Raw genomic sequence first — 26655 nt, forward strand, 5'->3', positions numbered from 1 at the left:
GGGCTGGTTTACCGGCTGTTAGCCATCGCACCGGTATCCTCGCCCGCGGGCAGCCGGATAAATACGGGCTGGAGCAAGGGCAAATGGCGGTCAAGGCGGACCATCGCGGGAACAGCAGGGTTGTTTTCGAACGTGGGGTACCGGCCCAGATGATGGGTATCGACGGCACCTGGCGGCGCGAATGCACCATGGAGGACGTCTCCGAGAGCGGCGCCAAGCTGACCATCGACGGCTCGGTCGAGGGCCTGCACCTGAAGGAATTCTTTCTGCTGTTGTCGTCGACCGGGTTAGCGTACCGGCGCTGCGAACTGGCCTGGGTGAATGGCGACCAGATCGGCGTCAATTTCCTGAAGGTCGGCGACAAGAAGAAAAAGGCGCGTTCCACAGCCGTTGGGGCATGACAGCAACACACGTCGCACAACCGTCACGGCGGCTGGCTAAGGCGATCAAGACGCGGTGCGGCTGACCGGGGCGCGTGCTAGGGTTGCCGCGACACAGAGATTTTCGGGGTCTGAGAAAGCGCAAGGATGTCCGTCAAACCGACCAAAGCCATGGTGCTCGCCGCAGGATTCGGCCTGCGCATGCGTCCGCTGACGGACAAGATGCCGAAGCCGATGGTGCCGGTGGCCGGCCAGCCGCTGCTCGACCACGTGCTCGACAAGCTCGCAACGGCCGGCGTCACCGATGCGGTCGTCAACGTGCACTATCTGCCCGACCAGATCATCGAGCACACCGCAACGCGCCAGCATCCGCGCGTGATCATTTCGGACGAGCGCGACCAGGTGCTCGGCACCGGCGGCGGCGTGGTCAAGGCGCTGCCGCTGCTCGGCGATGCGCCGTTCTTCCACGTCAATTCCGACACGCTGTGGATCGACGGCGTGCGCTCCAATCTGGCGCGGCTCGCGGAAAATTTCGACCCCGCCAGCATGGACATCCTGCTGCTGATGGCGCCGACCGCGACCAGCATCGGCTATAGCGGCCGCGGCGATTACGGCATGCTGCCCGATGGCGCCTTACGCAAGCGCAAGGAAAAGGAGATCGTGCCGTTCGTCTATGCCGGCGCTGCGATCCTGTCGCCGAAGATCTTTGAAGGCGCGCCGCAGGGCGAGTTCTCGCTGACAAAGATGTTCGACCGTGCCAATGAGCAGGAGCGTCTGTTCGGCCTGCGTCTCGACGGCGTCTGGATGCATGTCGGCACGCCCGACGCTGTGCACGCCGCGGAAGAGGCGTTTCTGGAGAGCGTGGCGTAGGGCCGCTCCAAGCACGGTGCCGTAGGGTGGGCAAAGGCGCCCTGCGCCGTGCCCACCATCTCTCTCCATCGCGAAAAATGCGTGGGCACGCTTCGCTTTGCCCACCCTACGAGACCTGTTCCTGGTCTCGCGAACAGCGGGGACTAACCCTTCCCCACCGATGACCATTTGGGCCCGCCTCCCTATATTGCCTGATCGTTCGAATCAGGCAGCCCATGCGCGTTTTCAGCGTTCCTCTCTCAGTTCCGTTCCTGCGCACCATCGTCGCAAGCCTGGTCGACGGCCGGCTGGTCGCGGGATTCGAGGCGCGCAGGGAACCGGCGCGGCTGGCGGACGCCACGCTGTATCTGCCGACGCGGCGCGCCATGCGCGTGGTCCGCGAGATCTTCCTCGAGGAGATGAAGACAGATGCCGTGGTGCTGCCGCGCATCGTCGCGCTCGGCGACATCGACGAGGACGAGCTCGCCTTCGCCGATGAAGCCGAGCAGTTTTCCGGCGCAACGCCGCTGGAGATTCCGCCGCGGCTCGGCGAGCTCGAACGGCGGCTGACGCTGGCGCAGCTCGTCGCGGCCTGGGCCAAGGGCCCGGTGCTGGCGCCGCTGGTGGTCGGCGGCCCGGCCTCGACGCTGGCGCTGGCCGGCGATCTCGCCCGGCTGATCGACGACATGGTGACGCGCGGCGTCGACTGGAGCGCGCTCGATGGCCTCGTGCCTGATATGCTCGACCGTTACTGGCAGCATTCGCTCGACTTCTTGCGGATCGCGCGCATCGCCTGGCCGAGCCATCTCGCCGAGATCAACCGCATCGAGCCCGCGGCGCGGCGGGATCTGTTGATCGCGGCGGAAGCGAAGCGGCTCACGACGCATCCCCATGGCCCCGTGATCGCGGCCGGCTCGACCGGTTCGATGCCGGCCACCGCAAAATTCCTCCATGCGGTCGCCTCGCTGCCGCATGGCGCCGTGGTGCTGCCCGGTCTCGACACCGATCTCGATGACGATGCCTGGCGCAGCATCGGCGGCAGCAGGGACCTGCTGGGCATCACCGAGAATCCCACCTCGAACCATCCGCAATATGCCATGCATGCGCTGCTGGATCGCTTCGGCATCAAGCGCAGCGATGTCGAGATCCTCCATCCGCCCGCGGAGGGCGGCCGCGATCTGCTGGCGTCGGAATCGATGCGCCCCTCCGCCAAGACGGAAGTCTGGCACGACCGGCTGAAGCAGCCCGAGGTCGCCGCGAAAATCGCAGGCGGCATGAAGAATCTCGCGGTGGTCGAAGCGCCCAACCCGGAAATGGAAGCGCTCGCGATCGCGATTGCCATGCGCGAGGCCCGGCATCTCGGCAAAACGGCGGCGCTGGTGACGCCCGATCGCGCGCTGGCACGGCGGGTGATGGCGGCGCTGACCCGATGGGATCTCGCCTTCGATGATTCCGGCGGCGACGTGCTGATGGAAACCACGGCCGGCGTCTTTGCGCGCCTTGTCGCGGAAGCGGCGACCAGGGGATTGGAGCCGCCGACGCTGCTGGCGATGCTGAAGCATCCGCTGTGCCGGCTCGGCCGGGCGCCCGGCGCCTGGAAGGCCGCGATCGAGGATCTCGAGCTCGCAATCTTGCGCGGCACGCGCCCGCCGCCGGCGACCTTCGGGCTGCTGCGCGAGTTCAACCGCTTTCGCGAGGAGCTGGCAAAGCTGGGACGTGGCGCGATCTCCGCGCTCCACAAGTCCGAGCCGCGCGCGCGACTCGAGGCGGAGGATGTCGATCGCATCCAGGAGCTGATCGAGGCGTTGCAGAAGGCGTTGGCTCCGATCGAGAGTCTCGCGTCATCAAGACCGTTCGACTTCGCCGAGCTCGCGCACCGGCATCGCGAGATCATGATCGAGCTGTCGCGCGACGAGCAAGGCATTCCGCTCGCCTTCGAGGACCGCGAAGGCCTCGCCCTCGCCAGCGCCTTCGACGATCTCCTGCGCGGCGGCACCACCAGCGGCTTGATGGTGACGCTGCCTGACTATGCCGAGACGTTCCAGACCGCGTTCAGCGATCGCGCCGTGCGACGCCGCGACAAGCCGGGCGCGCGCCTGCAGATCTACGGCCCGCTGGAATCGCGCCTGATGCAGGCCGACCGAATCATCATCGGCGGTCTCATCGAAGGCGTCTGGCCGCCGGCGCCGCGGATCGATCCCTGGCTGAGCCGGCCGATGCGGCATGAGCTCGGCCTCGATCTGCCGGAGCGGCGTATCGGCCTCTCCGCGCACGACTTCGCGCAACTGCTGGGCGGTGACGAGCTGATCCTCACCCATTCTGCCAAGGCCGGCGGCGCGCCTGCGGTGGCCTCGCGCTTCCTGCACCGGCTGGAGGCCGTCGCAGGCGACGAGCTCTGGAAGGCGGCTGTTCGTGCCGGCGAAAAATACGTGCAGTTCGCAGGCGCGCTCGACCAGCCGGCCGAGGTCGCGCCGATCAAGCAGCCCGAGCCGCGGCCGCCACGCGCCACGCGGCCGCTGCAAATGTCGGTGACTGCGATCGAGGATTGGCTGCGCGATCCCTACACGATCTACGCAAAATACATTCTGAAGCTCGCTGCGCTCGATCCCGTCGACATGCCGCTGTCGGCCGCCGACCGCGGATCGGCGATCCACGACGCGCTCGGCGAATTCACGGAAGTCTACGCCGCGCATCTGCCCGACGATCCCGCCCGCGTGCTGCACGACATCGGCAAGAAATATTTCGAGCCGCTGATGGAGCGGCCCGAGGCGCGCGCGCTGTGGTGGCCGCGCTTCCAGCGCATCGCGCGCTGGTTCGGCGAATGGGAGACGGCGCGGCGCGACGCGATCGAGGCGATCACCGCGGAGACTTACGGCAAGATCTCCATTCCCCTCGACAACAAGCGCAGCTTTACGCTCTCGGCGCGCGCCGACCGCATCGAGCGGCGCCAGGGTGGCGGCTATGCCATCCTCGACTACAAGACCGGCCAGCCGCCGACCGGCAAGCAGGTCCGCATGGGCCTGTCGCCACAGCTCACGCTGGAAGCCGCGATCCTGCGGGAGGGCGGTTTCCCTGATATCGACGCCGGCGCGTCCGTGAGCCAGCTCGTCTATGTCCGCCTCAGCGGCAACAATCCGCCGGGCGAGGAGCGCATCCTCGAGCTTAAATACAAGCCGGGCGACGAACCGCAGCCGCCGGATACAGCAGCCGCGGAAGCGCGCGCCAAGCTGGAAGCGCTGATCCGCGCCTTCGACGATCCGAACCAGCCCTACACCTCGCTGAACCTGCCGATGTGGACCAACCGCTACGGCGCCTATGACGACCTCGCCCGGATCAAGGAATGGTCCGCAGCCGGCGGCCTGGGGATCGAGGAATGGTGAAGCCGCCCCGCCCCATCCCCGACGAAGTGCGCGCGCGACAGGCGCGCGCGTCGGATCCGACCGCGTCGGCGTTCGTCTCGGCCAATGCCGGCTCGGGCAAGACGCATGTGCTGGTGCAGCGCGTGATCCGCCTCTTGCTGTCGGGCGTGCCGCCGGAAAAGATCCTCTGCATCACCTTCACCAAGGCCGCCGCCGCCAACATGGCCGAGCGCGTGTTCACGACGCTTGGCCATTGGGTAACGCTTGACGACGCCGGGCTCGATGCCGCGATCCGCGCCGTCGGCATCCCGCATCCCGGCGCGAAGCTTCGACGCGAGGCGCGAAAGCTGTTCGCTTGCGCGCTGGAGACGCCCGGCGGCTTGAAGGTGCAGACCATTCACGCGCTCTGCACCCGCCTCCTCCAGCAATTCCCGTTCGAGGCCAATGTGCCGGCGCGGTTCGCCGTGATGGACGACCGCGACCAGACCGACATGATGGAGCGCGCCAATCTGAAGGTGTTTTTGGAGGCCGCGCGCGATCCTGACAGCGTCACCGGCCGCGCGCTGCAGACCGCGATGGCGAACGCCGCCGATGTCACCTTCAAGGAGGTCGTGCGAGAGGCCTGCCTCAGCCGCGACCATTTCATGGCCTGGACCGATGAAGCCGGCAATGCCGGGGCCGCGGCCGAACAAATGGCGGCCGTGCTGGGCGTCGATGCGAGCGAGCGCATCGAGGACGTCGAGACCGAGATCCTCGACGGCCCGTTCCTGCCGCGGTCGCGCTGGGACGATATCGCCTTTGCGCTGGAGGACGGCAGCAAATCCGACAACGACCAGGCGAGCCGGCTCCGCGAGGCCAAGGTGTTTTCCGGCGCGGCGCAGGTCGATGCTTATCTGTCCGTCTTCCTCACCGACGAAAAGCTGCCGCGCAAGGCGGTGCTGACCAAGAAGTTCGGCGAACACAATCCGTCGGTCTCGCGCCTGTTCGAGAATGAAGCGCTACGGATCAGCGGATTGGTCGAGAAACGCCGGGCGGTGACCATGCGCGACCGCACCGCGGCACTGCTGCACATTGCGACCGCCGCTGCCGCGAATTACCGCCGCGAGAAGCAGGAGCGCGGCCTGCTGGATTACGACGACCTCATCGACAAGACGCTGGCGATGCTCGACCGCATCTCATCTGGCTGGGTGCATTACAAGCTCGATCGTGGCGTCGATCACGTGCTGATCGACGAAGCGCAGGACACCAGCCCGCGACAATGGGATATCGTCGCGCACATCATCTCGGAATTCACGGCCGGCGAAGGCGCGCGCGAGGGGCTGAATCGCACGGTCTTCGCCGTCGGCGACGAGAAGCAGTCGATCTTTTCGTTCCAGGGCGCCGCGCCCCACGAGTTCGACGCGCGCCGGCGCGAGCTGCACCGCAAGTTCACCGCGGCCGGGCTGAAGTTCGATCCTGTTGCCTTCACCTATTCGTTCCGCTCGGGTGCGACGATCCTGCACTCGGTCGACCACGTCTTCCGCGACCCCGCGATCTACAAGAGCATCCATTCGGTCGAGATCGGTCATCCCCTGCACAATGCGCTGGCCGATGCCGGCCCCAGCGTGATCGAACTGTGGGATCTGGCCGAGGCAGATGACCGGCAGGAGATCGAGGGCTGGCGCGCGCCATTTGACGGCGTCGCCGTGACCAGCCCCGAGGTCAAGCTCGCCCGCCGCATCCAGGCCGAGATCAAGCGGCTGGTCGAGAGCGGCACGCTGACGGGACACGAGGGCGAGCGACGTCCGCTGCGCTATGGCGACATGCTGATCCTGGTGCGCAGGCGCGGCAATGCGTTCGACGCCGTGATCCAGGCGCTGAAGCACGCCAACGTACCTGTCGCTGGCGCCGACCGGTTGAAGCTGACCGAGCACATCGCGATCATCGATCTGATGAACCTCGCGGATGCGCTGCTGCTGCCGCAGGACGACCTTGCGCTGGCGGTGGCGCTGAAGAGCCCGCTGTTCGGCCTCGATGACGACGATCTGTTTCAGATAGCCCACGACCGCAAGGGTTCGCTGCGCCGCGCCCTCGGCGAGCATGCGGCGGACAGCGAGAAGTTTACGACCGTGCTGCGGCGCCTCGAAGCCTGCGAGATGCGCGCGCGCGAGGAGACGCCGTTCGCATTCTACGCCTGGCTGCTCGGCGGCGATGGGGGTCGCGCGCGCATCCTGCGCCGGCTCGGCCATGAGGCCAATGACGCGCTCGACGAATTCCTGGAACTGGCGCTGAATTGCGAGCGCAAGGCACCCGCCTCGCTGCAGGGCTTCATGGCCTGGCTGCGTTCGGCCGACACCGAGGTGAAGCGCGACATGGAGATCACCCGCGACGAGGTCCGGGTGATGACGGTGCACGGCGCCAAGGGCCTGGAAGCCTCGGTCGTGTTCATGGTCGACACCACGTCGTCGCCCGCCGACTCGCAGCGGGTCCGGTTGATCCACGTGCCGCGCGGCAATGGCGGCGAGGTCGTGGTCTGGGCCGGCCGCAAGGCTGACGATCCCAAGCCGGTCGCCGACGCGCGCAAGGCGATGCTCGAGGAGACCGAGGACGAATATCGCCGCCTGCTCTATGTCGCGATGACGCGCGCGGCCGACCGGCTGATCGTCGGCGGCTGCATGCCCGGCAATATGAGAACGGTGCGCAAGCTGAGCTGGTACGACCTGATCGACACCGGTCTATCAGGCTCGGGCCTCACGAAAGAGACGATCGAGACGCCGCACGGCAAGGTGACCCGATTCGCCCGTCCCGAGGATGTCGCGGCGCTGGGAACGCCTGCGACAAGCGTTGACCAGACCATCACGCTGCCGGACTGGCTGCGGCTGCCGGCGCCGCGCGAGATGATCGAGGACGATGCGGTTCGCCCCTCCGGCCAGCCGGCCGAGGAAGGCCGTTCCGTTCGATCAGGCGAATCGGTGCAGTCGCGCGCGCTGGCTCTGCAACGCGGCACGCTGGTGCACCGGCTGCTGCAATCCCTGCCCGATATCGCCACCGAGCGCCGGCGCGAGGCCGCGCTCGGCTTCATGGCGCGCAACGCCGCGGACTGGACCGAGACCGACCGGACCGCGCTGGCTGACAAGGTGCTCGCCTTGATCGCCGAGCCGCGCTTTGCAGCCGTGTTCGCCGCAGGCAGCCGGGCGGAGGTCGCCATCGTCGGCAAGCTTGATCGGCCGGGGCGGCCGCCGGCACTGGTGTCAGGGCAGATCGACCGGCTGGTCGTTCGCCCCGAGGAGGTTTTGATCGTCGATTTCAAGACCAACCAGGCCGCGCCCAGGAGCGTCGCTGAGGCGCCCACCACCTATGTCCGACAGCTGGCGCTGTACCGGGCGGTGCTGTCGCGGCTTTATCCCCAAAAGCCCATCCGGGCCGTCCTGCTCTGGACCGAGGCCCTTGAATATATGGAGATTTCAGCCCCCGCGCTGGACGCGGCGCTGGCATCCCTTCATCTCAGCGTGAGCGTCCTTGACCCGGCAAGAGGCCGTTCATAGGTTGGGACCATGATCCCGGGCGCGATTCCACGTCGCGCCGATTCTCTTTCAACCGAGTGAGGTACTCCAATGGCCGTTGGCAAGGTTTCCGATACTGATTTCGAAGCCGAAGTGCTCAAGGCGAACGGCCCCGTCGTCGTCGATTTCTGGGCCGAATGGTGCGGCCCCTGCCGCATGATCGCACCCGCGCTCGACGAGATCGCCGGCGCGATGGGCGACAAGGTCAAGATCGTCAAGCTCAATGTCGACGAGAGCCCGAAGACCGCCTCGAAATACGGCGTGATGTCGATTCCGACCCTGATGATCTTCAAGGGCGGCGAGATGGCCTCCCGCCAGGTCGGCGCGGCGCCGAAGGCGAAGCTCCAGCAGTGGATCACCTCCGCGGTCTGATCGACCTCGCGAGCACCAGCGAATTCTGCAACGGCCGGCTCATCGCCGGCCGTTTTATTTTTGGTCGCCCTCATTGCCCTCGACGAGCGCCTGGAACATCGCAACCAGCCGCTTGGTGTCGGGCGCCACCGGCTTGAAGAACGCGGCGTCGGCATCCTCAACAGCAACCACGGCCTTGCGGGCGAGATCACGGCCCATCTTTGTGACCGTGATTGCCTTGGCGCGCGGGTCCTGAGGATGATCGATCCGCTCGACCAACCGCGCCGCCTCCAGCGCGCGCAACACCTGCGACGTGGTCATCGGATCGATGCCGCTGAGTTGAGAGAGCCGCGCCTGGGTCAGCGTTTCCTCCGCGCCGAACCAGGTCGCCGTCGCCAGCAGCACGAACTGGGAATGGGTGAGCTCGTAAGGCTGCAGCGCCACCCGCAACCGGCGCTGCCAGGCATTCGAGATCTTCCAGAGCAGGAAGCCCGGGCTTTCGGCGGGGCCGGACAGCCGGGTCGGAAGCGGTGGCTTGGTCATCGCCTTTCCTCAGCCAGTTTGGTCAGGCTCGCGAGCACCTCGGGGAAATCGGCGGAAACGGCCGGACCAATCTCGGCCGCCTGCGGGCCGTGGGCATCGACGGCGTAAACGATGCGCGTGCGCGCCGGGCCGAGCGGCTCGATGCGATGCGCGACAAGGATGGCGAGATCGCCCACCCGCGTTTCGTCGACGAAGCAGACGTTCTCGCGAACGTCGACCAGCTGCGAGCGCAGCGCCTCCTCGCCCGGCGGCTTCATCGTGAACCAGGTGCCTGATGCAAACGGCCCGTCGATGTCGATCTGCTCGATGCCTGCATTCCAGTTCTTCCAGGCCGGGACATCGCGAAAGATGCTCCAGATCGTCTCCGGGGTTGCCACCGTCTCGATGCTGTATTCGCTCCGCCAGATGTTTTCGTCGCCCATGACAAACCCTCCATTTAATATGTGCGCTTATAATAAGCGCGCATATTAAATCCGTCAAGTCCCGCGATAGGAGCCATTTGGCGGCCTTGGCGTTGAAAGGCACGTGTTGTGTCCAAGAGCGTTCCTCGTGCCCTCCCCTCGCCCAGCAACCCAGCGAAAGCCTGCCACACTGACCGCCATGGAGGCGCGTTCCGTCGATGCCATACCGCGCGGCAAGGAATGGCAGTACGAGCCGAAATGGGACGGCTTCCGCTGCCTGCTGTCGCGCCACGGCAACAACGTTGATCTGCGCTCCAAATCCGGCGAGGACCTCACGCGGTATTTCCCCGAGATCGTCGCCGCTGCGCTGAAGCTGAAGGCGGACCGGTTCACGCTCGACGGTGAGATCGTCGTTCCGCTGGGCAAAGGCTTTTCCTTCGACGCGCTGCTGCAGCGGATTCATCCTGCCGCAAGCCGGGTGAAGAAACTGTCGGAGGAGACGCCGGCGCTCTACCTCGTGTTCGATCTGCTGGCGTCGGCGAGACAGAAGCTGCTTGCGGGCGAGCCGCTTGGCAAGCGACGGCCAGCGCTGGAAGCCTTCGCGAAAGCCAATCTGAAAGGCAGCACGTTCCGTCTCTCGCCGGCGACGATGAGCTACGCCACCGCGAAGAAATGGCTGGCGCAGTCGGGCGGTGGCTCGGACGGCGTCATCGCCAAGCGCGTCGATCTGCCTTATCAGGCCGGAAATCGCGACGGCATGCAGAAGATCAAGAAATTCCGCAGCGCCGATTGCGTGGTCGGTGGCTTCCGCTACGCCACCAACAAGCAGGCCGGCCGCAAAGTCGTCGGCTCGCTGCTGCTCGGGCTTTATGACGACAAGGGCCTGCTGCACCATGTCGGCTTCACCTCTGCAATCAAGTCAGAGCAGAAACCCGATCTGACCGACAGGCTGGAAGCCCTGATCGGCGAGCCGGGCTTCACCGGCAACGCGCCGGGCGGACCGAGCCGCTGGTCGACCGAGCGCTCGGCAAAATGGTGTCCGCTCAAACCGAAGCTGGTGATCGAAGTCTGCTACGACCATTTCAGCGGCGAGCGCTTCCGCCATGGCACCTCGATCCTGCGCTGGCGCCCCGACAAAGCGCCACGGCAATGCAATTTCGAGCAGTTGAAGCAGAAAGTGGCCGATCCGATGAAGCTGCTGAAGTGATATCCGGCTCGTGCCCCGGACGCAGCGCGAAGCGCTGCAGAGCCGGGGCCCAGAGGCCGCAAGCCTGGGTCCCGGCTCAGCGGCGCAGCGCTTCGCGCCGCACCGCGTCCGGGACACGAGCATCCTACTTGATCCACCCCATTGCCAGCGCGTTCGCCAGCTCCGGCTGGTTGTTGCGGCGGGCGAGTGCGGCCATCGCTTCATGGTCATAGGCGATCTGGCGGAACGTCACCTGCCAATCGCCGTCAATCAGTTCGAGGATCGCGTAGCGCGCGTGCGGTGTGCCGGCTTCGACGACATGCGGGAACGGATGGATGTCGCGGTAGCCCGGGCTGCCGACGCTGCCGGGATTGACGATCAGGCGGCCATCGCGCAAGCGCACGGCGCGGGCGAGATGAGTGTGGGCGCAGAGGATCAGCGACTGCGTGATGCCTTCTGCGAACTGCTCGATGCGATCAAGTGGCGACAGCGCGACGGTGCCGTCAGGATGCACGGTGTCGAGCCAGTAGATCTCGTCATCCTTAGGCGTCGCGTGACAGAGGAAGACCTGATCCTGAAACACGCGCGTCATCGGCTGTGCGCGGAGCCAGTCAAGCTGCGTGGCGTTAAGCTGCGCGTGCGCAGGACGGTCCCACGAGCCCATCTTCTCCGGGGGACGATCGAGCAAATAGCGGTCGTGATTGCCGAGCACGTGTACGGCATCGAGCGGCATCAGGATTTCGATGGTGCGGCGCGCATCGAGCGGGCCGCTCAGCATATCGCCGAGATTGACGATGTCGTCGATCCCAAGCGCGCGGATGTCGGTCAGCACCGCCTCCAGCGCGAGATAGTTTCCATGGACGTCGGCAATCGCAGCAAAACGCATCGGGATTCTCTCTCGTGCCCCGGACGCAGCGCAGCGTGAAACGGTGCGCTGCTGAGCCGGGGCCCATCTATGTGGCTCCTGGGTCCCGGCTCTGCGCAGCAACGCTTACGTGTTGCAGCGCGTCCGGGACATGAGACCGACTATGCAGGAGGCGTGCCGTTGAGACCGAGCACGTGGCCGGCGAGATAGAGCGAGCCCGTGATCAGGATGCGCGGCGGCACCTCATAGGCGAGCTTCGATAGTGCACGCAGCGCGGCCTCGATGCTGGGCGCGATCTCGACGCGCATGCCGAGGCTGCGGACGGCATCCGCAAGGCGATCCACCGGCATCGCATTCTCGGTATCGGGGATCGGCACCGCGATGATGTGACGGGTGAGGCCCGCGAAATTGGCCAGAAAGGCCTTCGCATCCTTGTTGGCCATCATGCCTGCAATGACGACCAGCGGCCGCGACACGCGTTCTTCGAGATCGCCGAGCGCGGCGGCGGCGACGCGGCCGCCTTCGGCATTGTGGCCGCCGTCGAGCCAGATCTCTGACCCCTGCGGTCCGAGAGCGAGCAACTCGCCCGAGGTGAGGCGCTGCATCCGCGCCGGCCATTCGGCACCGACGATGCCGGCCTCGAACGCCGCCTGGTTGACCTTGAATGTCGGAATCGCGCGCAATGTCGCAATCGCAAGGCCGGCATTGTCGAACTGGTGGCGGCCGAACAGGCGCGGCGCCGCGAGATCCATCAGGCCGCGCTCGTCGGAATAGACCAGGCGGCCGTGCTCGACATTGACGTGCCAATTTTCGTTCGCGGCAAACAGCGGCGCGCGCATCTGCTTGGCCTGCGCCTCGATCACGGCCATCGCCTCGCCCGTCTGCTCGGCACAAATCAACGGCACGCCGCGCTTGATGATCGCGGCCTTCTCGCCGGCGATCGAGGCCAGCGTGTCGCCGAGGAAATCCATGTGATCCATGCTGACTGGCGTGATCACGCAGGCCGCGGGCGTATCGACCACATTGGTCGAATCAAGCCGGCCGCCGAGGCCGACTTCGAGCAGCACCGCATCGGCAGGATTTTGCGCGAACAGATGGAAGGCGGCCGCGGTCTTCAGCTCGAACACGGTCGCGGGCTCGCCGGCATTGACGCGCTCGACCTCTTCCAGCGCCGCGCGCAATTCGTCATCGGAGACGAGCACACCGCCGCCGACGCGGCCAAGGCGGAAACATTCGTTGATGCGGACGAGATAGGGCGAGGTGTAGGCGTGCACGCGCAGGCCCGCGGCCTCGAGCGTGGCGCGCAAGTACGCCACCGTCGAGCCCTTGCCGTTGGTGCCGGCGACATGGATCACCGGCGGCAGCTTGCGTTCGGGGTGACCAAGCCGCTCAAGCAGGCGGTGCATCCGCTCGAGCCCGAGATCGATGCGCTTCTGATGCAGGGCCGACAGCCGCCCGATCAGTTGATCGAGCGACGCCTTTGAGCTGTCGGGAGATGCGTTCACGCGTGGGGCGCGGCCGGCGCCGTTTCAGCCGCCGAGACGATCTGCGCCGGGGTCGTCACCGGCTGGACCGATTTCGAGGCTCCATCAAGCGCCGGCGCCTTGGTCAGCAGGCGGCACAGCCGCGCCAGGGTCGGACGCAGCTCGTGGCGGTGCACGACCATGTCGACCATGCCGTGCTCTTTCAGATATTCGGCGCGCTGGAAACCTTCAGGCAGCTTTTCGCGAATGGTCTGCTCGATCACGCGCGCACCGGCAAAGCCGATCAGCGCGCCGGGCTCGGCGATCTGAACGTCACCGAGCATCGCGTAGGACGCGGTGACGCCGCCGGTGGTCGGGTTGGTGAGCACGACGATGTAAGGCTGCTTGGCTTCACGCAGCATCTGCACGGCAACGGTGGTGCGCGGCATCTGCATCAGCGACAGAATGCCTTCCTGCATGCGCGCGCCGCCCGAGGCGGCGAACACGATGAAGGGCGACTTCTTCTCGACGGCAAGCTCGAGCCCACGGACGATGGCTTCGCCTGCGGCCATGCCGAGCGAGCCGCCCATGAAGTCGAAGTCCTGCACGGCGACGACGACGCCGGCACCTTCGAGCTTGCCGTAGCCGACCTTGATCGCATCGTTCAGATTGGTGCGCGCCCGCGCATCCTTGATGCGATCGACGTACTTCTTCTCGTCGCGGAACTTGAGCGGATCGGGCGTGACCTCGGGCAGCGCGACATCGAACCAGGTTTCGTTGTCGAAGATCGACTTCAACCGCGCCACCGCGCCCATGCGCATGTGGTAGTTCGAGCCGGGAATGACGAACTGGTTGGCCTCGACGTCCTTGTAGAACACGAGCTGTCCGGAATCCGGGCACTTGATCCACAGGTTCTCCGGCGTCTCCCGCCGCAGCATGTTGCGGATTTTCGGCCGGACCACATTGGTAAGCCAGTTCATGGTTTGCTCCGATGTGCGACCCCGCTGGGGACCGCCTGAAAGGATATATGGCGGCCGGGCCTTTGCCCGGCAAGCCGCCGTGTCGTCCGCGTTAGAGCATGATCCGGAAAAGTGTGAAGCGGTTTTTCCGACAAGATCATGCTCAAACTAGAGAGCTAAAGCGGAATTATGGCCTATTCGGCCGCTTGTTTCGCAGCCTTGACGCCCTGGGCCAGAGCCGCCGTCAGCTCAGCCACGGCGTTAACGGTTTTGGCGGTCGCGCGGCCCTCAGCGTCGAGGCTGTTCTTGAGCGCATCGACCAGGGCCGTGCCGACCACCGAACCATCGGCCTTCTCTGCAATGGCGCGCGCCGCCTCCGGCGTGCGGATGCCAAAACCGACGCAGACCGGCAGCTGGGTGTGCCGCTTGATGCGCGCGACGGCTTCACCGACGGCATTCGCATCCGCTGCCGCCGCACCGGTGATACCGGCGATGGAGACGTAATAGACGAAGCCCGACGTGTTCGAGAGCACCGCAGGCAGGCGCTTGTCGTCGGTGGTCGGGGTCGCCAGACGAATGAAGTTGAGGCCGGCCTTCATCGCGGGCAGGCACAGCTCATCGTCTTCCTCCGGCGGCAAATCGACGATGATCAGGCCGTCGACGCCAGCGCTCTTGGCATCGACGAGGAATTTATCGACACCGTAGATGTAGATCGGATTGTAATAGCCCATCAGCACGATCGGCGTCGCATCGTCGTCCTTGCGGAAGCCACGCACGAGCTCGATCGTCTTCTTCAGCGTCATGCCGGCCTTGAGCGCGCGAAGCCCCGCGGCCTGGATCGACGGGCCGTCGGCCATCGGATCGGTGAAGGGCATGCCGATCTCGATCACATCGGCGCCGGACTTCGGCAGCGCCTTGACGATCTCAAGCGAGGTCGCGGGATCGGGATCACCGGCCATCAGGAAGGTCACGAAGGCCGAGCGGCCCTGCTTCTTCAGCTCGGCAAAGCGGGTATCGATACGCGTGGTCACTTCTTGCCCCTCAGGATGTCGCCGACCTGCGGGACGTCCTTGTCGCCGCGGCCGGAGAGATTGACGACCATCAGGTGGTCTTTCGGCCGCTTCGGCGCGAGCTCCATCACTTTGGCGATGGCGTGCGCGGGCTCGAGCGCGGGAATGATGCCTTCGAGCCTGGAGAGCTGCTGGAACGCGGCAAGCGCCTCGTCATCGGTCGCGGAGAGATAATTGACGCGGCCGACCTCGTGCAGCCAGGAGTGCTCGGGGCCGATGCCGGGATAGTCGAGGCCTGCCGAGATCGAATGCGCGTCCTGGATCTGGCCGTCGGCGTCCATCAAGAGATAGGTGCGATTGCCATGGAGCACGCCGGGACGGCCGCCGGCGATCGAGGCCGCATGCAGCTGCGTGAGCCCGTGACCCGCCGCTTCGACGCCGAAGATTTCGACGCTGGGATCATCGAGGAACGGATGGAACAGGCCCATCGCGTTGGAGCCGCCGCCGATGCAGGCGACCAGCGAATCCGGCAGGCGACCTTCGACCTCCTGCATCTGCGCCCTGGTCTCGTTACCGATGATCGACTGGAAGTCGCGCACCAGCGTCGGATAGGGGTGCGGACCCGCCACCGTGCCGATGCAGTAGAACGTGTTATGCACGTTGGTGACCCAATCGCGCAGCGCCTCGTTCATGGCGTCCTTCAGCGTGCGCGTGCCCGACTGCACCGGGAACACCTTTGCGCCCAGCATCTCCATGCGGATCACGTTGGGCTGCTGCCGCTCGACGTCGACGGCACCCATATAGACCACGCATTCGAGGCCGAAGCGCGCGCACAGCGTCGCCGTGGCAACACCGTGCTGGCCGGCGCCGGTCTCGGCGATGATGCGCTTCTTGCCCATGCGCCGCGCCAGCATGATCTGGCCGAGCACATTGTTCACCTTGTGCGAGCCGGTGTGGTTGAGCTCTTCGCGCTTGAGGTAGATCTTGGCGCCGCCGAGATGCTCGGTGAGGCGTTCGGCGAAATAGAGCGGCGAAGGCCGGCCGACATAGTTCTTCAGATACCCGTTCATCTCGGCCTGGAAGGCCGGATCGGCCTTGGCCGCGGTGTAGGCCTTCTCCAGATCCAGGATCAGCGGCATCAGGGTTTCGGCGACGAAGCGTCCGCCGAAAATGCCGAAATGGCCGCGCTCGTCGGGGCCGCTGCGATAGGAATTTGGTTTGGCGATGTTCATCGAACGCTCAACTCTTGAGTGGCGCGCGCGGCGCGAATGAAGGCCTTGATCATTTCCGGGTCTTTCACACCGGGAGCGCTCTCGACGCCGGAGGACACATCGACGCCGCCGGCGCGGGTGACGCGGAGGGCTTCGGCAACGTTGTCGGCGTGAAGCCCGCCCGAGACCATGAAGGGCAGTTTGAGATCGAGATTTTCGAGCAGGTGCCAGTCGAAGGGTTCGCCCAGGCCACCGGGGCGGGTCGCATCCTTTGGCGCACGCGCATCGAACAGGATGCGGTCGGCGACCGCGGCATAGCCGGGCAGCACGGCGAGATCGGTTGCGGTCGCAACCGGCACGGCCTTCATCACCGGGCGGCCGAACTTCTGCTTGATGTCGCGCAGGCGCGCCACGCTCTCCTGGCCGTGGAGCTGGAAGAGGTCAGGCGACAGCGCATCCATGATGTTGTCGAGCGTGGCATCGTCGGCATCGACCGTGAGCGCCACTTTGAGCGCGCGCTGCTTCACCTGCCGGCCGAGATCGCGCCCGGTCTCCAGCGAGACGTGCCGCGGCGAGGGCGGAAAGAACACGAACCCCACCATGTCGGCGCCCGCGTCGAGCGCCGTTTGAAGCGTCTCGGGCGTGGACAGGCCGCAGATCTTGACGAGCAGGGACATGGTCTCAAAGCAGATGGAGGCCGCAAGTGGCGGCCGGGAAACGGGCTTTTCGGTTGGGGCCGCTTCTACAACGTCGCGCGCTGCTTGTCTCGCCCGATGGGCCCGTAAAGGCCCACCCCGGAGGGAACGGGGAGCCGCTGGGCCTCGGGCTTGGCTGCGGCCGCCTGAGCCCGGAGTCCGGCCGCCTCGACCCGGGCAGCCCGTGCATCGGCCTCATGCCGGCGCGCGGCGCGGCGCCAGTGCCGCTGGCCGAACCAGACGGCGCAGCCGCCGACAATGACGCCCAGGGCGGCCGTCAGGATCAGCAGCAGGAACAACGGAATGTCGCGGGACAGCGCCGGGTCCTTCGCCATGAAGGGATCGAAGGAGACGGTGACGTCATGCCGGTTGGCGGCCGCGAAAGTCACCAGGATCAGGACCAGCGGAGTCACGAACAGCCAGGTCAGAAACTTTCGCATTGCGTGTCGCTCGCCTTGAATCACCTGCCGCCGCATCAAATGGCGGTTCGGCTAAGCCCGGACGACAATAGTCCTAGTAGTCCTAGTCCGGCGCGCCCGGATCCGGATGGTCGCGGTTGAGCCGCTCGCGCATTTCCTTGCCGGTCTTGAAGAACGGAACGCTCTTCTGATCGACCGGGACATGGGCGCCGGTGCGCGGATTGCGGCCGGCGCGGGCGGGGCGATGCTTGACCGAGAAAGCGCCGAAGCCGCGCAGCTCGACGCGGTCGCCGCGCGCGAGTGCCGCGACGATCTCTTCGAGAATCGCGTTCACAATGTTCTCGACATCCCGCTGGTACAGATGCGGGTTGTGCTCGGCGATACGCTGAACAAGTTCGGATTTGATCATCGAGAGATAGGACCCGGAAGCGTGCGGATGACCATTTCCGTGAAAATGCGTTGATCTGTCAAGACGCTAAATGAACGTCGAGCGTCGTGAAAATGCGTGACAAATGCCGAAAAAGCAGGCTGCACGGCTACTCGCCAGACGCGAAAAAGGTCCGGAACTCGCGTTGTTCCGGCCGTTCCGGTCAATTCGAAGCAGCCGGCTGCCACAACGCCAGCATTCCATCCAACCCGGCGCGATCGACCGCCTGCACCATGCCGGTTTGCGCGATTTGATGGGCAATCGAGCCGAATCCAAGCGCTTCCAGCGTCACCGCGGCGGCCGTCTTCAGGAACGGCAGATCGCCAAAACGCGGCTCGAGCTTGTAGTCGCGCACCGAAAGGCCCTTCTTGACGCCCTTCTGCTCCTCGAGCCAGGTCACCGCGGTTTTCTCATCGCCGAGCTGATCGATCAGCTTGAGATCGATCGCCTGGCGGCCGGTGAAGACGCGGCCATCGACGACTTTTTCGAGCTGCGTGTCATCCATGCCACGGCGCTGCTTCACCAGATCCTTGAACCAGGCATAGGAATCCTTCACCAGCGCGTCCAGCGCGGCCCGTGCCTCGGGGCTGGTCGGCTCAAAACCGTTGGGGGCGGCCTTCAGCGGCGTCGACTTCACTTCCTCGACCTTGACGCCGATGGTCTTCAGGAGCTCGGAGACGTTGGGAAACTGGAAGAGGACACCGATCGAGCCGACCAGCGAGCTCTGCTGGGCGATGATGTGGTCGCTCGCAATCGCGGTGATGTAGCCGCCGGAGGCCGCAAGGCCTTCGACCACGACGACCAGCGGCTTCTTGGCCTTCAGGCGGGTCAATGAATCATAGAGCTGCTCGGAGCCGGCGGTGGTGCCGCCGGGCGAGTTGATGTGAACGATCACGGCGGCGGCCTGCGAATTCTCCAGCCGCTCCAGCGAGCGCGTGCGTTCGGCATCGCTGCGGATCAGGCCATCGATCTGCACACGTGCGATCGAGCCTGCGGAGACGAAGCTGCCGCGTGCGCCGGGCGTTGCGATCAGCGCAAAGCCCGCGATCGCGGCGATCGCGATCAGCGCCGCCATCACGCGCCAGAACGTCAGCTTGCGGCGGATCCTGCGGCGATCGACGATGATGTCCGAATCGAGCGACATCGAGATATCTCCAAATGAAAGGCCGCTGGCGTTGTGCAGGTCACGACGTGACCATCAGCTTGTCTGGATACATCAATTGCGGCGCAATTTGAAGAAAGCAAGGCCTCGTAAAGGGCGAGAAAGCTACCAAACACTCACTCGTCCTCCCCGCGAACGCGGGGATCCATAACCACAGGGCGGGATGTGACGCGAGGCGCCCACTCCGAGTCTTCGTCAAACCACTCCCTGTGGGTATGGGTCCCGGATCTGCGCTGACGCTTGTCCGGGACGACAATGGAGTTTGCCGCCGGCAACAAAAAAGCCCCGGCTTGCGCCGGGGCTTCAATGTCAGCGAAAACTCAGCGTTTCGCTTACTTGCTGTCGCGGTTCTTGAGCGCGGTGCCCAGGATGTCGCCGAGCGTCGCACCCGAATCCGAGGAGCCGTACTGCGCGATGGCTTCCTTCTCTTCGGCGACTTCGAGCGCCTTGATCGACACCTGGACCTTGCGGGCCTTCTTGTCGAACTGGATCACGCGGGCATCGACCTTCTCGCCGACGGCGAAGCGTTCGGCACGCTGGTCGTTGCGGTCACGCGCGAGCTCCGAGCGCTTGATGAAGGTCGAGAAGTCGGTGCCGGCGATCTTCACCTCGATACCGCTTTCCTTCACTTCGAGCACTTCGCAGGTCACGACCGCGCCCTTCTTGACATCGCCCGGCTCGGCGAAGGGGTCGCCTTCGAGCTGCTTGATGCCGAGCGAGATACGCTCCTTCTCGACGTCCACATCGAGCACCACGGCCTTCACCATGTCGCCCTTCTTGTAGTTGTCGATCACCTGCTCGCCCGGAAGCTTCCAGTCGAGGTCGGAGAGGTGGACCATGCCGTCGACGTCGCCCTCGAGGCCGAGGAACAGACCGAACTCGGTCTTGTTCTTGACTTCGCCCTCGACCACCGAACCGGTCGGGTGACCTTCGACGAAGACCTCCCACGGGTTGCGCATGGTCTGCTTGAGGCCGAGCGAGATGCGGCGCTTGACGGAATCGACTTCCAGCACCTGCACGTCGACTTCCTGCGAGGTCGACACGATCTTGCCGGGGTGCATGTTCTTCTTGGTCCACGACATCTCGGAGACGTGGATCAGGCCTTCGATGCCCGGCTCGAGCTCGACGAACGCACCGTAGTCGGTGATGTTGGTGACGCGGCCGGTGAAGCGGGCACCCAGCGGGTACTTGGCTTCGATGCCCTGCCACGGATCGTCCAGCAGCTGCTTCATGCCCAGCGAGATGCGGTGCGTCTCGTGGTTGATCTTGATGATCTTGACCTTCACGGTCTGGCCGATCGAGAGCACCTCGGTCGGGTGATTGACGCGGCGCCACGCGATGTCGGTGACGTGCAGCAGGCCGTCGATGCCGCCGAGATCAACGAACGCACCGTAATCGGTGATGTTCTTGACCACGCCGTCGATGACCTGACCCTCTTCGAGGTTCTGCACCAGCTCCTGACGCTGCTCGGCGCGGGTCTCTTCGAGAACCGTGCGGCGGGAGACGACGATGTTGCCGCGGCGCCGGTCCATCTTGAGGATCTGGAACGGCTGCGCGTTGTTCATCAGCGGCGCAACGTCGCGGATCGGACGGATGTCGACCTGCGAACGCGGCAGGAAGGCAACGGCGCCGTCGAGGTCGACGGTGAAGCCGCCCTTGACCTGGTTGAAGATGACGCCCGTGACCTTCTCGTTGTTCTGGAACGCCTTCTCCAGCTTGCCCCAGCTCTCTTCGCGGCGCGCCTTGTCGCGCGACAGCACGGCCTCGCCGAGGGCGTTCTCGATGCGATCGAGGAACACTTCCACCTCGTCGCCAACCTTGATCTCGCTGTCACGGCCGGGGCCGGAAAATTCGCGCAGCGCAACGCGGCCTTCGGTCTTCAGGCCGACGTCGATGACGGCCATGTCCTTTTCAATTGCAACCACCTTGCCCTTGACGACCGAGCTCTCCTGCAGGTTGCCACCAGCGAAGGACTCGTCGAGCATCGCGGCGAAATCGTCACGCGACGGGCTATAGGTATCAGCGGAAGTCGAAGCCATTTGTTCTCCAGTTGCGGATGTCTTGCCGGCCGTTGGGTTCATGGGCGTATCGCGCACGCAGTGTCGGAAGGCCCGCAAGACCTTCGAGCGACCGCTCGCTGCTCCGGCCTCGAGCCGAAACAGCGGAAGCGGGCCGGCAGAGGCCCGCGCGTTCGATACGTGGAAATCGTTGTGTCCGGAGCCTGGATCGCGTCGATCCCAAACAGGGACCGAGAGTATCGACCTCAAAGAGCGGGAGCGGGCACTTCCTCCAATGACGGCTGCGGCTTAACCCCGCGACCGGCCCGCTCGGACAGCCTCGATAATGTCGATGGCGGCCCGGACGCCGCCTTCTATATCCAGTTGGGAGTTATCTAGCAAGTAAGCATCCGCGGCTGGTTTTAAAGGCGCAATCGGCCTGTTCTTGTCCCGTTCGTCGCGCCGGATGATGTCGGCGAGCACGGCCGCCTCGTCCGCCTCCTCGCCTCGCGCCTTGGCCTCCATGGTGCGCCGGCGAGCGCGAACCTTGGGGTCAGCGACGACGAAGATTTTCACGTCGGCATGGGGGCAAATCACGGTTCCAATGTCCCGGCCGTCGAGCACAGCGCCGGGCGGATCGGCGGCAAATTGGCGCTGAAAATTGACCAGGACCTCGCGAACCCTCGGGATCGCAGACACAATGGAGGCGCCCTCGCCAGCCTCCTGGGTCTTCAGGGCGGGATTGCCGAATTTTTCGGGATCGAGCTCCAGGGCGGCCTGCACCGCGGCTGCCTCATCCCTGAGATCATGGCCCGCCTCCATCAGGGCGTAGGCGACCGCGCGATAGATCACGCCGGTATCGAGATGACGATAGCCATAGTGATGGGCGAGGCGCTTGCCCAGCGTGCCCTTTCCCGAAGCCGCGGGTCCGTCGATGGCGATAATCATGAAAACTCGGCCCCAAGCGAACGCATCATCGGAATGAAGTCCGGGAAACTGGTGGCGATGAAGGCAGTGTCGTCGACCGTCACCGGCTGGTCCGAAGCGCAGCCCATCACCAGCGCGGACATCGCGATGCGATGGTCCATATGCGTGGCGACAGTGCCGCCACCGGGGACATGGCCGCGCCCCTCGACGATCAGATCGTCGCCGGACACCTCGACCTTGACGCCGTTGACGCGCAGCATCGCCGCCGTGGCCTCGAGCCGGTCGGATTCCTTGACGCGCAGCTCCTGCAGGCCGCGCATGATGGTGGTGCCTTCGGCGAAGGCGGCCGCCACCGCCAGCACCAGATATTCGTCGATCATCGAGGGCGCGCGCTCCGGCGGCACCTCGACGCCGCGCAGCTTTGAGGCACGTACGCGCAGGCGCGCCATCGGCTCGCCGGCATCGGCGCGGACTTCGCTTTCTTCGATGAAGGCGCCCATTTCACGCAGCGTCGTGAACAGGCCGGTGCGCAGCGGATTGGTCATGACGTCGGAAAGGACGACATCGGAGCCTTCGACGATCAGTGCCGCGACAACAGGAAAAGCCGCTGACGAGGGATCGGCGGGCACGATAACGGTCGCGCCATGCAGCTCGGGCTGGCCGACCAGCGTGATGCGGCGGCCGTGAGCCCCCTCGGCGACCGAGGTGATGTCGGCGCCGAAATGCTTCAGCATCAGCTCGGTGTGGTCGCGGCTGGCCTCGTTCTCGACCACGGTGGTCGTGCCCGGCGCAGCCAGGCCCGCCAGCAGCACAGCCGATTTGATCTGGGCCGAGGCGACCGGGGTCTTGTAGGTGATCGGCAACGGATCGCGCGCGCCCTGGAGGGTCAGCGGCAGGCGGCCGCCCTCGCCGCCGGAGACGACCTTGGCGCCCATCTTTTCGAGCGGATCGAGGATCCGGCGCATCGGGCGGCTGCGCAGCGAGGCGTCGCCATCGAAAACCGCCGAGATCGGGCAGCCGGCGACGGCGCCCATGACCAGCCGGCAGCCGGTGCCGGAGTTGCCGAAATCCAGCGCCGCCTTGGGCTGGGCAAAGCCGCCGACACCCACGCCGTTCACTTTCCAGGCGAAATCGCCGGTCCGCTCGACCTTGGCGCCGAGCGCCTGCATGGATTTGGCGGTGTTGAGGACGTCCTCGCCCTCGAGCAGGCCGGTAATCCGGGTCTCGCCGACCGCCAGCGCGCCCAGGATGAGGGCCCGGTGGGAGATCGACTTGTCCCCGGGCACCCGTACTTTCCCGGTCAGGGGACCGCTTGAGCTCGACTTCAGGGGTGTCGGCTTGTCGGAATGGGGCAAGATTGTGTCCTTGAATGCGCCTCGGAGGCTGGCGGGCACCTACCACATGGTCTCCCCGCCGTCACGAGCATGTCTTTCTCTCGTAATGCGCTATTGACAGCAGGCCGCCAACTAGCCAAGTGAAACACCGCTTTTCAGACATTCCCAGGATTCCTCTGCCGTGGCCAAGTCCGAACTCGGAACCAAACGTATTTGCCCGACCACGGGCAAGAAGTTCTATGACCTCAACAAGAATCCGGTGATCTCGCCCTATACCGGCGAAGTCGTGCCGATCGCTCCGATCGCGCCCGCCCGCGCGACACGCGGGGCCGAGGCCCGCCACGCCGCAGCCGCGGACACGACGCCAGAGCCGGCGGAGTCGGAAGAGTTGGTCTCGCTCGAGGAGGCCGATGCCGAGGAGAACACCGGCAAGGTCAAGGCCGTCGTCCCCGAATCCGAGGACGATATCGAGGTCGACGAGACCCTCGACGACGACGATGACGATGATTCGACCTTCATTGCCGACGAAGAAGAGGGCGATGAGGACGTGACCGACATCATTGGTGATGTCGGAGGTGATGAAGAGACTTGAGATCAGTCCTGATCTGTGAAAAAGGGTGCACCGCGCGAGTCGGAAGGCTCGTCGGTCGGGAGTGATCCCCCAGGATCATCCCAAGGTTAAGGGGCCATAGCTCAGCTGGGAGAGCGCTTGCATGGCATGCAAGAGGTCGGCGGTTCGATCCCGCCTGGCTCCACCACGCTTCGCCCTTCGGGCTACGCGTGGCGCAGCCGCGACGGAGCCTGAAGGGCGAAGCGTGGTGTCCGGCGAAGCCCGAAAGGGCGAAGACGGACTGGTGAGACCCCCACCCTAACGACTGCCCAGACACGAGTCGTCAATGTGGTACGTCTACATCCTCCGCACCATCGAATTTCCGGATCAGGAATACATCGGCGCCACGGAAGATCTGAAGCGGCGGATTCCGGAGCACAACGCAGGCAAATCCGCTCACACCGCCAAGTTCAAACCGTGGAAGCTGGTCTGGTATTGCGCTTTCCCGGACAAGATGAAGGCCTTGGCATTTGAGAAATATCTCAAATCACACTCAGGCCGCGCCTTCTCAAAGAAGCAACTCTACTAACTCCCCCTACCCCCCAATCACCGCATTCAGCCGATCCCGTAGCGCGACGATCTCGTCCTTCATCGCCACCAGCTCCGAGACCGTGCAGTTCGACGCCGCCAGGATCGATTGCGGGACGCTGCGCGCCTTCTCTTTCAGCGCTTGCCCCTGCGCCGTCAGCGCGATCAGCACCTGGCGCTCGTCCTCGCTGCTCCGCGTGCGCTTGACCAGATGCGCGGCCTCCAGCCGCTTCAGCAGCGGCGTCAGCGTGCCGGAGTCCAGAAACAGCTTCTCGCCGATCTCCTTCACCGGCACGTCGTCGCGCTCCCACAGCACCAGCATCACCAGATATTGCGGATAGGTCAGGCCGAGACGGTCCAGCAGCGGCTTGTAGACGCGGTTGAAGGCGTGCGCGGCCGAATAGACCGCGAAGCAGATCTGGTTGTCGAGGCGTTGCGGGTCGAGGGTCGATAATTTCCGGGCCATTGGAGAATCTCTCGGGATTTGCCCCATTCTGGGGCCGGCCGGCCGGACATTCAATTGCGGACAATTAAATGTGAGGCACGCAAATATCAATTGCGCACAATCTAATTGTTTGCGATATAAGCGTCACCCCAACCCGACGACCCCCAAGGGAGACGAAAATGTCCGTGAACGTCCTGTACAAGACCAGCGCAAAGGCCACCGGCGGCCGCGACGGCCATGCTGCGACCCTCGATGGCGCGCTCGATGTCAAGCTCACCACGCCGAAGGAGCTCGGCGGCGGCGGCGGCGCCGGCAACAATCCCGAGCAGCTGTTTGCGGCCGGCTATGCCGCCTGCTTCATCGGCGCGATGAAGTTCGTGGCCTCGCAGGGCGGCCCGAAGGTTCCCACTGACGCCTCCGTGACCTCGACCGTCGGTATCGGCCCGCGCTCGGCCGGCGGCTTCGGACTCGACATTGACCTCGCCGTCTCGCTGCCGGGCCTGTCCCGCGCGGATGCCGAGGCGCTGGTCGAGAAGGCGCACCAGGTGTGCCCGTACTCCAACGCGACGCGCGGCAATGTCGACGTTCGCCTGACGGTCGTCTGATCGGCCGGTGAATTGGCTGGCCCGGGATCCCCCTCGGGCCGGCCGCTTCCGCGAGATTTCCCACGCCGCGGGATTGCGCGGCGACGCATACGCCCCCACGCGGCAAGCCATTGCTGGCGCGCACGAACCTCGCTAGGCCTGTGATCAATATCGATACAGGGGAAGCGAAGGCATGACTGAAGCGGCATTGGGCGCAATGAGCGGACTGCGCGTCATCGATCTCACGCGCGTGCTCGGTGGTCCCTACTGCACCCAGATCCTCGCCGACCATGGCGCCGACGTGATCAAGGTCGAGCCGCCGGCGGGCGACGAGGTGCGTGAATGGAGGCCTCCCTTCCACGAGGACGATGCGGCCTATTTCATCGGCATCAACCGCAACAAGCGCTCGATCGGCCTCGACCTCGCTTCCGAGGGCGGCCGTGTCGTGCTGCTCAAGATGCTGGAGACGGCGGACGTCCTGATCGAGAATTTCAAGCCGGGCACGCTGGAGAAATGGGGCATCGGCAACGAGGTGCTCAGCGAGAAATTCCCGCGCCTCGTGCATTGCCGGATCTGCGGCTTCGGCGCCGACGGCCCACGCGGCGGCAATCCCGGCTATGACGCCATCATCCAGGCCATGACCGGCATGATCGCGGCGACCGGATCGGCCGAGAGTGGCCCGATGCGGATCGGCGTGCCGCTGGTCGACATCACCACCGGCCTTTACGCGGCGATCGGCATCCTGATGGCGCTGTCGGAGCGGCAGCGCTCGGGCAAGGGCCAGTTCCTGGAGACGACGCTGTACGAAACCGGCCTTGCCATCATGCATCCGCACACCGCGAATTATTTCATGCACGGCAAGCCGCCCGGCCTCACCGGCAACGAGCATCCCAACCTCGTGCCTTACGCCATCTTCCCGACCAAGACCGACAACATCTTCATCGGCGTCGGCAATGACGGCACCTTCCGCAAGCTCGCCAAGGAAATCGGCAAGCCCGAGCTCGGCACCGATCCGCGCTTTGCCCGCAACAAGGACCGCATCGCCAATCGCGAGGCGCTGCGCGCAGTGCTTGCCGCGGTGTTCAGCCAGCATGAGGCCGAGCCGCTGTGCAATCGCCTGCTCGCCGCCGGCCTGCCTGCAGGCCCCGTGCAGAAGATCGACCAGGCGCTGACCAACCCGCACACGATCGCCCGCGGCGATGTCATCGAGAAGGACTGGTACAAGGGCGTGGCCTCGCCGATCCGGCTCGACCGCAGCAAGCCGAGCCTGCGTCGGCTGCCGCCGAAGTTCAGCCAGCACTCCCAGGAGGTGCTGGGCGAGTTCGGCTACTCAAAGGCGGAGATCGACGCGATGATCGCCAAGGGCACGGTCTGTGGGCCCGAGCGCAAGCGCTAGGACGCGATCAGA

Annotated in this window: 25 protein-coding genes and 1 tRNA gene; 11 read left to right on the forward strand and 15 right to left on the reverse strand. The window is 65.3% G+C overall.

Annotation, left to right across the window (positions count from 1 at the left end):
• Positions 1 to 83: 83 nt before the first annotated feature.
• The 5 genes from XH89_RS00390 to trxA all read left to right on the forward strand — a co-directional run bounded on the left by XH89_RS00390 (position 84) and on the right by trxA (position 8502).
• Positions 84 to 401, forward strand: coding sequence for a PilZ domain-containing protein (locus XH89_RS00390; RefSeq protein ID WP_194465193.1), 318 nt, complete (start codon positions 84 to 86; stop codon positions 399 to 401).
• A 126-nt stretch (positions 402 to 527) separates the two neighbouring features.
• Positions 528 to 1250 carry a nucleotidyltransferase family protein gene (locus tag XH89_RS00395; protein ID WP_194465194.1) on the forward strand — a complete coding sequence of 241 codons (723 nt, stop codon included), beginning with the start codon at positions 528 to 530 and terminating at the stop codon, positions 1248 to 1250.
• A 215-nt stretch (positions 1251 to 1465) separates the two neighbouring features.
• Positions 1466 to 4609 (forward strand): double-strand break repair protein AddB, encoded by a 3144-nt coding sequence (gene addB / locus XH89_RS00400; RefSeq protein ID WP_194465195.1) that lies wholly within the window; start codon positions 1466 to 1468, stop codon positions 4607 to 4609.
• Complete coding sequence (gene addA, locus XH89_RS00405; RefSeq protein ID WP_194465196.1) at positions 4603 to 8112, forward strand: double-strand break repair helicase AddA; 3510 nt, start codon at positions 4603 to 4605, stop codon at positions 8110 to 8112. Before addB ends, addA begins: the two co-directional genes overlap by 7 nt.
• 69 nt (positions 8113 to 8181) lie before the next feature.
• Positions 8182 to 8502 (forward strand): thioredoxin, encoded by a 321-nt coding sequence (gene trxA / locus XH89_RS00410; RefSeq protein ID WP_007598398.1) that lies wholly within the window; start codon positions 8182 to 8184, stop codon positions 8500 to 8502.
• Between the two features lie 54 nt (positions 8503 to 8556).
• On the opposite strand, the gene XH89_RS00415 is transcribed toward trxA, so the two are convergent.
• Positions 8557 to 9024, reverse strand: a complete 468-nt coding sequence (locus XH89_RS00415) for a MarR family winged helix-turn-helix transcriptional regulator (protein WP_194465197.1) — start codon at positions 9022 to 9024, stop codon at positions 8557 to 8559.
• The gene (locus XH89_RS00420; RefSeq protein ID WP_194465198.1) at positions 9021 to 9446 is read right to left on the reverse strand and encodes an SRPBCC family protein; all 426 of its coding nucleotides are present in this window, start codon (positions 9444 to 9446) and stop codon (positions 9021 to 9023) included. Before XH89_RS00420 ends, XH89_RS00415 begins: the two co-directional genes overlap by 4 nt.
• A 178-nt stretch (positions 9447 to 9624) precedes the next feature.
• Between XH89_RS00420 and XH89_RS00425 the strand changes: the two genes are divergently transcribed.
• Entirely contained in the window at positions 9625 to 10632 is a 1008-nt protein-coding gene (locus XH89_RS00425) for an ATP-dependent DNA ligase (protein ID WP_194468326.1), read from the forward strand.
• Positions 10633 to 10756: 124 nt separating this feature from the next.
• On the opposite strand, the gene XH89_RS00430 is transcribed toward XH89_RS00425, so the two are convergent.
• From XH89_RS00430 to aroA, 12 genes are all read right to left on the reverse strand, one after another.
• Complete coding sequence (locus XH89_RS00430) at positions 10757 to 11497, reverse strand: metallophosphoesterase (RefSeq protein WP_194465199.1); 741 nt, start codon at positions 11495 to 11497, stop codon at positions 10757 to 10759.
• Positions 11498 to 11637: 140 nt separating this feature from the next.
• Positions 11638 to 12981 carry a folylpolyglutamate synthase/dihydrofolate synthase family protein gene (locus XH89_RS00435; protein WP_194465200.1) on the reverse strand — a complete coding sequence of 448 codons (1344 nt, stop codon included), beginning with the start codon at positions 12979 to 12981 and terminating at the stop codon, positions 11638 to 11640.
• Positions 12978 to 13919, reverse strand: a complete 942-nt coding sequence (gene accD / locus XH89_RS00440) for an acetyl-CoA carboxylase, carboxyltransferase subunit beta (RefSeq protein WP_194465201.1) — start codon at positions 13917 to 13919, stop codon at positions 12978 to 12980. Before accD ends, XH89_RS00435 begins: the two co-directional genes overlap by 4 nt.
• 173 nt (positions 13920 to 14092) lie before the next feature.
• Positions 14093 to 14929: a tryptophan synthase subunit alpha gene (trpA, locus tag XH89_RS00445; protein ID WP_194465202.1), complete on the reverse strand. Its 837-nt coding sequence runs from the start codon at positions 14927 to 14929 to the stop codon at positions 14093 to 14095.
• Positions 14926 to 16140: a tryptophan synthase subunit beta gene (gene trpB / locus XH89_RS00450; protein ID WP_194465203.1), complete on the reverse strand. Its 1215-nt coding sequence runs from the start codon at positions 16138 to 16140 to the stop codon at positions 14926 to 14928. The genes trpA and trpB overlap by 4 nt, the downstream gene beginning before the upstream one ends.
• Positions 16137 to 16796 carry a phosphoribosylanthranilate isomerase gene (locus tag XH89_RS00455; protein ID WP_194465204.1) on the reverse strand — a complete coding sequence of 220 codons (660 nt, stop codon included), beginning with the start codon at positions 16794 to 16796 and terminating at the stop codon, positions 16137 to 16139. Before XH89_RS00455 ends, trpB begins: the two co-directional genes overlap by 4 nt.
• Positions 16797 to 16861: 65 nt before the next feature.
• Positions 16862 to 17254 (reverse strand): lipopolysaccharide assembly protein LapA domain-containing protein, encoded by a 393-nt coding sequence (locus XH89_RS00460; RefSeq protein ID WP_194465205.1) that lies wholly within the window; start codon positions 17252 to 17254, stop codon positions 16862 to 16864.
• A gap of 82 nt (positions 17255 to 17336) precedes the next feature.
• A complete protein-coding gene (locus tag XH89_RS00465) occupies positions 17337 to 17642 on the reverse strand; it encodes an integration host factor subunit beta (RefSeq protein WP_007598410.1) in 306 nt (101 codons plus the stop codon).
• Between the two features lie 181 nt (positions 17643 to 17823).
• Positions 17824 to 18804 (reverse strand): signal peptide peptidase SppA, encoded by a 981-nt coding sequence (sppA, locus tag XH89_RS00470; RefSeq protein ID WP_194465206.1) that lies wholly within the window; start codon positions 18802 to 18804, stop codon positions 17824 to 17826.
• A 350-nt stretch (positions 18805 to 19154) separates the two neighbouring features.
• Positions 19155 to 20861: a 30S ribosomal protein S1 gene (rpsA, locus tag XH89_RS00475; protein WP_057752276.1), complete on the reverse strand. Its 1707-nt coding sequence runs from the start codon at positions 20859 to 20861 to the stop codon at positions 19155 to 19157.
• A 267-nt stretch (positions 20862 to 21128) separates the two neighbouring features.
• Complete coding sequence (gene cmk, locus XH89_RS00480) at positions 21129 to 21767, reverse strand: (d)CMP kinase (RefSeq protein ID WP_194465207.1); 639 nt, start codon at positions 21765 to 21767, stop codon at positions 21129 to 21131.
• Entirely contained in the window at positions 21764 to 23101 is a 1338-nt protein-coding gene (gene aroA / locus XH89_RS00485) for a 3-phosphoshikimate 1-carboxyvinyltransferase (protein ID WP_194465208.1), read from the reverse strand. Before aroA ends, cmk begins: the two co-directional genes overlap by 4 nt.
• A gap of 160 nt (positions 23102 to 23261) precedes the next feature.
• Between aroA and XH89_RS00490 the strand changes: the two genes are divergently transcribed.
• From XH89_RS00490 to XH89_RS00500, 3 genes are all read left to right on the forward strand, one after another.
• A complete protein-coding gene (locus XH89_RS00490; protein WP_194465209.1) occupies positions 23262 to 23672 on the forward strand; it encodes a TIGR02300 family protein in 411 nt (136 codons plus the stop codon).
• 90 nt (positions 23673 to 23762) lie between these two features.
• Positions 23763 to 23838 (forward strand) — tRNA-Ala (locus tag XH89_RS00495).
• Between the two features lie 138 nt (positions 23839 to 23976).
• Entirely contained in the window at positions 23977 to 24219 is a 243-nt protein-coding gene (locus tag XH89_RS00500) for a GIY-YIG nuclease family protein (RefSeq protein ID WP_194465210.1), read from the forward strand.
• 6 nt (positions 24220 to 24225) lie between these two features.
• Here the strand turns inward: XH89_RS00500 and XH89_RS00505 are convergent, their stop codons facing one another.
• On the reverse strand, positions 24226 to 24684 hold the full coding sequence (locus XH89_RS00505) for a MarR family winged helix-turn-helix transcriptional regulator (protein WP_194465211.1): 459 nt from the start codon (positions 24682 to 24684) through the stop codon (positions 24226 to 24228).
• A gap of 158 nt (positions 24685 to 24842) precedes the next feature.
• Here XH89_RS00505 and XH89_RS00510 point away from each other — a divergent pair, with 158 nt between their 5' ends.
• Together XH89_RS00510 and XH89_RS00515 are read left to right on the forward strand one after the other, a co-directional pair.
• On the forward strand, positions 24843 to 25268 hold the full coding sequence (locus XH89_RS00510; RefSeq protein ID WP_194465212.1) for an organic hydroperoxide resistance protein: 426 nt from the start codon (positions 24843 to 24845) through the stop codon (positions 25266 to 25268).
• 172 nt (positions 25269 to 25440) lie between these two features.
• Positions 25441 to 26643 carry a CaiB/BaiF CoA-transferase family protein gene (locus tag XH89_RS00515; RefSeq protein WP_194465213.1) on the forward strand — a complete coding sequence of 401 codons (1203 nt, stop codon included), beginning with the start codon at positions 25441 to 25443 and terminating at the stop codon, positions 26641 to 26643.
• Positions 26644 to 26655 lie beyond the last annotated feature (12 nt).

The sequence above is a fragment of the Bradyrhizobium sp. CCBAU 53340 genome, assembly GCF_015291645.1.
Classification (GTDB): Bacteria; Pseudomonadota; Alphaproteobacteria; order Rhizobiales; family Xanthobacteraceae; genus Bradyrhizobium.

Coding starts and splice junctions, on each gene's coding strand:
- XH89_RS00390 (WP_194465193.1), top strand. CDS start 84: ATGGCGGTCAAGGCGGACCATCGCGGGAACAGCAGGGTTGTTTTCGAA.
- XH89_RS00395 (WP_194465194.1), top strand. CDS start 528: ATGTCCGTCAAACCGACCAAAGCCATGGTGCTCGCCGCAGGATTCGGC.
- addB (WP_194465195.1), top strand. CDS start 1,466: ATGCGCGTTTTCAGCGTTCCTCTCTCAGTTCCGTTCCTGCGCACCATC.
- addA (WP_194465196.1), top strand. CDS start 4,603: ATGGTGAAGCCGCCCCGCCCCATCCCCGACGAAGTGCGCGCGCGACAG.
- trxA (WP_007598398.1), top strand. CDS start 8,182: ATGGCCGTTGGCAAGGTTTCCGATACTGATTTCGAAGCCGAAGTGCTC.
- XH89_RS00415 (WP_194465197.1), bottom strand. CDS start 9,024: ATGACCAAGCCACCGCTTCCGACCCGGCTGTCCGGCCCCGCCGAAAGC.
- XH89_RS00420 (WP_194465198.1), bottom strand. CDS start 9,446: ATGGGCGACGAAAACATCTGGCGGAGCGAATACAGCATCGAGACGGTG.
- XH89_RS00425 (WP_194468326.1), top strand. CDS start 9,625: ATGGAGGCGCGTTCCGTCGATGCCATACCGCGCGGCAAGGAATGGCAG.
- XH89_RS00430 (WP_194465199.1), bottom strand. CDS start 11,497: ATGCGTTTTGCTGCGATTGCCGACGTCCATGGAAACTATCTCGCGCTG.
- accD (WP_194465201.1), bottom strand. CDS start 13,919: ATGAACTGGCTTACCAATGTGGTCCGGCCGAAAATCCGCAACATGCTG.
- trpB (WP_194465203.1), bottom strand. CDS start 16,140: ATGAACATCGCCAAACCAAATTCCTATCGCAGCGGCCCCGACGAGCGC.
- XH89_RS00455 (WP_194465204.1), bottom strand. CDS start 16,796: ATGTCCCTGCTCGTCAAGATCTGCGGCCTGTCCACGCCCGAGACGCTT.
- XH89_RS00460 (WP_194465205.1), bottom strand. CDS start 17,254: ATGCGAAAGTTTCTGACCTGGCTGTTCGTGACTCCGCTGGTCCTGATC.
- XH89_RS00465 (WP_007598410.1), bottom strand. CDS start 17,642: ATGATCAAATCCGAACTTGTTCAGCGTATCGCCGAGCACAACCCGCAT.
- sppA (WP_194465206.1), bottom strand. CDS start 18,804: ATGTCGCTCGATTCGGACATCATCGTCGATCGCCGCAGGATCCGCCGC.
- rpsA (WP_057752276.1), bottom strand. CDS start 20,861: ATGGCTTCGACTTCCGCTGATACCTATAGCCCGTCGCGTGACGATTTC.
- cmk (WP_194465207.1), bottom strand. CDS start 21,767: ATGATTATCGCCATCGACGGACCCGCGGCTTCGGGAAAGGGCACGCTG.
- XH89_RS00500 (WP_194465210.1), top strand. CDS start 23,977: ATGTGGTACGTCTACATCCTCCGCACCATCGAATTTCCGGATCAGGAA.
- XH89_RS00505 (WP_194465211.1), bottom strand. CDS start 24,684: ATGGCCCGGAAATTATCGACCCTCGACCCGCAACGCCTCGACAACCAG.
- XH89_RS00510 (WP_194465212.1), top strand. CDS start 24,843: ATGTCCGTGAACGTCCTGTACAAGACCAGCGCAAAGGCCACCGGCGGC.
- XH89_RS00515 (WP_194465213.1), top strand. CDS start 25,441: ATGACTGAAGCGGCATTGGGCGCAATGAGCGGACTGCGCGTCATCGAT.